The sequence below is a fragment of the Muribaculum sp. genome (genome assembly GCF_029051885.1).
Taxonomy (GTDB): domain Bacteria; phylum Bacteroidota; class Bacteroidia; order Bacteroidales; family Muribaculaceae; genus Muribaculum.
Window position 1 is genome coordinate 1 of record NZ_JAIDKI010000024.1, and the last position, 5,914, is coordinate 5,914.

3 protein-coding genes are annotated in these 5,914 nt (G+C 47.5%); 2 read left to right on the forward strand and 1 reads right to left on the reverse strand.

The features are described 5' to 3' along the window. Positions 1 to 424: 424 nt before the first annotated feature. Entirely contained in the window at positions 425 to 4,063 is a 3,639-nt protein-coding gene (gene dnaE / locus K2I50_RS00830) for a DNA polymerase III subunit alpha (protein WP_301024357.1), read from the forward strand. 60 nt (positions 4,064 to 4,123) lie between these two features. Further along, complete coding sequence (gene trxA, locus K2I50_RS00835) at positions 4,124 to 4,438, forward strand: thioredoxin (RefSeq protein WP_301024358.1); 315 nt, start codon at positions 4,124 to 4,126, stop codon at positions 4,436 to 4,438. 216 nt (positions 4,439 to 4,654) lie between these two features. Here the strand turns inward: trxA and K2I50_RS00840 are convergent, their stop codons facing one another. After that, entirely contained in the window at positions 4,655 to 5,404 is a 750-nt protein-coding gene (locus tag K2I50_RS00840; RefSeq protein ID WP_301024359.1) for a radical SAM protein, read from the reverse strand. Between the last annotated feature and the right edge of the window lie 510 nt (positions 5,405 to 5,914).

Consider the following 5,914-nt stretch of genomic DNA (forward strand, 5'->3'; position numbering starts at 1 on the left):
TATCCCTCAAACAAATAACATCTATACTTTCACTTTTGTTTACATTTCGACTTCCCTTATATAATAATGTGTACTATAATCTACTCAAAATAGGCCATCCCCCACACCGAAAACAAATCATAAATAAATAACCCCTGAAATTTATTTAGACACTTGATATCTTAAAAAAAATATGTGTTTCAGGCTTGGTCTTCTCTCAGTTTCTCCCTCCATCAGTAAGTCATATCGCCCTATACAACCACTCTTAATCAAGAAAAAAATATCTCAAAAAAATTAGAGCAGGAAATATAACCTAATTTTTACGCCCCACTAAGTGCCGCCCTTTTTACACTACACATAAATTTTAACTATCCATGACGCTAAAACATTCAACGCAATCTGCCAAAATCTTCGTAACTTTGGGGAGCACTTTCCATAGAAATAAATGTCACCATTCATACATCTCCACGTACATACTCAGTATTCCGTTCTCGACGGCCAGGCGTCAGTCACAGCATTAGTCGACAAGGCTATCTCCGACGGAATGCCCGGAATAGCCATCACCGACCATGGCAACATGTTCGGCATAAAGGAATTTTACAATTATGTAAAAAAGAAGAATGGCAAAGTAAACGACCAGATAAAAGAGGCAAAAAAATCGCTCGAGGAAGCTAACGAACGAAACGACCAAGAGTCGATAGAAAAACTCGAAAAAGAAATTGAAGATCTTAACTCCAAGATTTTCAAACCCATATTTGGGTGCGAGATGTATGTAGCCAAAGAATCGCTGCATACCCATGTCGACAAGAAAGATACGGGACGCCATCTTGTAGTTCTGGCAAAAAACGAAACAGGCTATCACAATCTGGTAAAAATAGTATCGCAGGCATGGACTGAAGGATTCTATTCCCATCCGAGAACCGACAAGAAAGCCCTTGCAGAGCATCACGAAGGGCTTATTGTATGCTCCGCATGCCTTGGCGGAGAAATACCCCGCCTTATTCAAGCCGGAGACATCGAAGAGGCCGAAAAGCAGGTCAAATGGTTTAAAGACACATTCGGCGACGATTACTATATCGAGATTCAGCGCCACAAAACCAACCTCCCCGGGGCGAATACCGAAGTATTTGAGCGACAGCAGGAAGTAAACCCCGAGCTAATACGCATCGCGCGCAAATTTGACATCAAAATTGTAGCCACCAACGATGTCCACTTTGTAAACGAAGATGACGCCGACGCACACGACCGCCTAATTTGCGTAAGCACCAACAAGGCCGTCGACGACCCCATGCGAATGCGCTATACCAAACAGGAATGGCTGAAATCGCAGTCGGAGATGAACGAAATATTTGCCGACATACCGGAGGCAATAGAAAATACGCTGGAAATTCTCAACAAAGTATCGACCTATTCTATTGACCACAAGCCTATTCTCCCCAATTTCCCCCTGCCCGACGGCTTCACCGACAATGACGACTATCTACGTTATCTTACATACGAAGGAGCAAAACGACGCTGGGGCACACCTTCAAAAGAACAGTGCGAACGTCTCGACTTCGAATTGGAGACTATCAAAAACATGGGCTTCCCCGGCTACTTCCTCATCGTACAGGATTTCATACAGGCCGGACGCGAAAGAGGCGTGTCAATCGGTCCCGGACGTGGTTCGGCAGCCGGCTCTGCAGTTGCATACTGCCTCGGCATCACACAGCTCGACCCATTGAAGTACGACCTCCTTTTCGAACGCTTCCTTAACCCCGACCGAATATCACTCCCTGATATCGATATCGACTTTGACGATGACGGCCGAGCCGACGTATTGAAATACGTTACCGACAAATATGGCGCCGACAAGGTAGCCCATATCATCACCTACGGCACCATGGCGGCAAAAATGGCGTTAAAAGATGTGGCTCGTGTGCAGCAGCTACCCGTGGCCGAAGGCAACCGACTCACAAAACTGATTCCCAAGCACATGCCGGAGGTCAACGGTAAGGAACTCAAGCCGACACTCAAAAACTGCTATGAATATGTCGAAGAATTCAAGACCGAACTAAACAGTCCCAGCGCACAGATACGCGAAACACTGAAATTCGCGCGCCAGCTTGAAGGCAATGTGCGAGGCACCGGTGTACATGCCTGCGGAGTCATCATCGGCCGTGATCCAATCACCGACTGGGTGCCGGTAAGCACCGCAACCGATAAAGACGGGTCGAAACTGCTTGTGACGCAATACGAAGGTTGCGTCATCGAGGAGACGGGCCTTATCAAAATGGACTTCCTTGGCCTCAAGACTCTGTCAATCATAAAAGAAGCGGTAAACAACATCCGTCTCACCAACGGCATAGAAATCGACATCGACACCATACCCATTGACGACCCCAAGACCTATCAGCTATACTGCGAAGGACGCACCACCGGAACATTCCAGTTTGAGTCGCCCGGCATGCAGAAATACCTCCGCGAGCTACAGCCCTCGGTATTTGAGGATCTCATCGCCATGAACGCCCTCTACCGCCCGGGACCAATGGCCTATATTCCCGACTTCATCGACCGAAAACATGGCAAACAGCCAATCGTCTACGACATTCCGGTGATGGAGAAATACCTCAAGGATACATATGGCGTGACTGTATACCAGGAGCAGGTCATGCTCCTTTCCCGACTGCTCGCCAACTTCACACGAGGCGAAAGCGACACCCTGCGAAAAGCCATGGGCAAGAAGCTCATCGACAAGATGAACCACCTCAAAGGCAAATTCCTCGAAGGCGGTCAGGCAAACGGCCACAAGACTGATGTACTTGAAAAAATATGGGCCGACTGGGAGAAATTTGCATCCTATGCTTTCAACAAGAGCCACGCCACATGCTACTCCTGGGTAGCATACCAGACAGCCTATCTCAAGGCCAATTATCCGGCCGAATACATGGCAGCCGTGCTCAGCCGCAACCTCACCGACATCACTAAGCTCACCAACTTCATGGATGAGTGCAAGTCGATGCACATCAACGTAAAAGGCCCTGACGTAAATGAATCGTTCAGTGCATTCGGTGTAAACAAGAAAGGCGACATACGCTTCGGCCTTGCGGCAATAAAGGGCATCGGAGCCAACGTCGTCAACGCCATAATCGGAGCACGAGACAAGGAGGGTCAATTCCAGTCAATATACGATTTCGTAGAACGCGTCGACAAGGCCGCACTCAACCGACGCACCCTCGAAGGACTTGCACTCTCCGGAGCATTCGACTGCTTCAGCGAAGTCAACAGAGAGGATTTCTTCTTTGCCAACAACAAAGGAGAAACTCTTGCAGAACTTCTCGCAAGATACGGCCAGAATTACCAGAACGCGAAAGGGAGCCAGGAGAATTCGCTGTTCGGCGATTTCGACGAATCATTGAACACAGCCGGTCGACCACCGATAAAACCGGCTCCACGCTGGAACGATATAGAGCGACTCGACCGCGAACGCGACCTCGTGGGCATGTACCTGTCAGGCCACCCGCTTGACCCATATTTTGTAGAATTAAGATACGGATGCTCCCAGAACCTCAAAGAATTCAACGAAGAAGGTCCCGTAGAAGACCGCGAGCTGACTCTCGCCGGACTTGTTTGTGACTACCAGATAAAACAGGGGCGCAAGGGACCGTTCGGAATCCTTAAAATCGAAGATTATTCCGCAAGCGCGGAGTTTGCTCTCTTCGGCCAGGACTATATCGACTACGGCAAATTCGGCATCAAGGGCACTCCTATTATAATACGCGGACGCTATGCTCGCCGATTCGCAAATTCCGATGTCCGGTTCCAGATAGCATCAATCACTTTGCTCGAGCAGCAAAAAGGCAAACTCGTGTCGGGAATCACACTGAATCTCGATACCGAACAAATCAATGAAAACCTGCACGGAGTGCTGAACGACATAATGAAGTCATCCACCGACAACCGCACACCGCTATACCTGCGCATACATGACCCCGAACTCAACAGATCTATCCGGTTGTCAACAGCTGTTAAGATTCCGGTAACAAGGCATTCCCTTACCACGCTTGAAGAAATGGCCATAGACTTCGACATCGTTCATTCATAGACTGCCGTCTGACAGTATTCAATCTGAAACTCAACCATTAACCCCCAAAAATAAAAAATCATGGCAATACAATTTACCGACGAAAACGTCAACGATTACATCGCCTCATCACGTCCTACCCTTATTGACTGCTGGGCCACATGGTGTGGTCCGTGCGTACGCATGTCTCCTATCATCGATGAAGTTGCAGCCGAATTTGGCGACAAAGCCAACATCGGAAAATACAACGTCGACGAAGAGTCTGACCTCTCACAGCAGTTCCGTATCATGTCAATACCAACCCTCCTCTTTTTCAAAGATGGTCAACTTGTTGACCGCCTTGCCGGTTCCCAGTCAAAAGCCACACTTGTCGACAAGCTCAACTCCATGCTTTAACACCCGTTAAAAACAACATTATAAACAAGCCGGATACATGCACCGACAAATCACGTGCATGTATCCGGCTTTATTTTATACAGCTGCGAAAGTCACTTAACATCATAATTCAGCTTCTTACTCGCGTTGCGCATACGCTCCTTACGGCTCCACACTGCTTTAAAGAGCCTTCCCACAGTACCACGCCTTCTGTGATAACTATCGTAGGTATCATTATCAAGATTGATTGCCGATAGTACAGTCGTAGTTGTCTTTCAGAGGCGACAGATCAAAATCACTCCACTCTGTTCGGCCCATATCCTGTACAGGACGCAACTGTACAATGTCAAGCTCAAGGCCTCTCCACAGCTTCCAGAAACAATCATCCTGCAAATCATACATATTCAATGAATTCACAGTGTAATTTATTCTGATTTTGAAGCCGGGAAATTCATTCTTAGCCTCAATCATGCAATCAATAAGACTCGACAAGCGCTCAAATGTAGCTCCTGGCATCATCTCCTCATAAATCTCCTTGCTCGTCCCATGTATCGAGAGGGTTATCTCGTCAAGTCCGGCCCTCACGAGCTCTATAAGCGACACATTGCCGGAGGCAATCAGCTGGCCGTTGGTAGTAAGCGATATATACGGGATGCCGTAATCATGGCCCTGCCTTACAATACCGACAAGATCGCCATATAATGTAGGTTCGGCACCACATCCTATCTGTAGCTTCAACGCCCGTGAATATAGCGCACGCGCTACTGCATTAAGGCGACTACGTGACATCACTCCGTGCATCGACCGCCTTTTATCCGCATCACTGAAATAACACATCTTACACCGCAGATTACACGAAAGCACCGGGTCAATAAATATCCCAATCGTACGCCGTCCGGTAAGGTGCATCATGCATAACCCAAGCAGTTTAACCGATGCCGGAACTCTTTTTGACGCAACGAAATGCAGTATTCTGTATATATTCATGGCTGATATCCGATTTCCGGTTTCAAATCACCCGCGGCCACACGGAGATACAACTCCACCATCAATAATACTCTCATATGCAATAGTCATGCCTATGAGCTCCACCCGGTTCAGCAGTTAAGGTAAAATACAAAAGGCGCGGAGCCCGATTTTGCCCGCATCCTTTTATTCTACGTATCGCCAAACACGTTAATCGAAAGGACCGGAGAAAATACACGCACCCCACGCCGTTATCGTGTATGACGACAGAGCAGCCGATACCGGATGCTCACAACATATACGAATACAGCAAAGGGGCATTCCTCACTTCCAGTTCTTCGATTAATTCTTAAATTGGCGATTTTAGAATAAAGAACCAAGCTAAATGCCTCTTGCAGTCAACAGATTTCTCCCTGCCGACTACACAAAGATAGCAAAAATTTGTGAGAGAATGCCACGGCAGACGCATCTTAAATAAACTTAACGGCTGTTGACCAATATAAATCGGTTGACAGCCGTTAATTCTGTATG

Excerpts from the sequence above, each read along its gene's own strand:
- K2I50_RS00840 (WP_301024359.1), bottom strand. The coding sequence starts at position 5,404 with ATGAATATATACAGAATACTGCATTTCGTTGCGTCAAAAAGAGTTCCG.
- trxA (WP_301024358.1), top strand. The coding sequence starts at position 4,124 with ATGGCAATACAATTTACCGACGAAAACGTCAACGATTACATCGCCTCA.
- dnaE (WP_301024357.1), top strand. The coding sequence starts at position 425 with ATGTCACCATTCATACATCTCCACGTACATACTCAGTATTCCGTTCTC.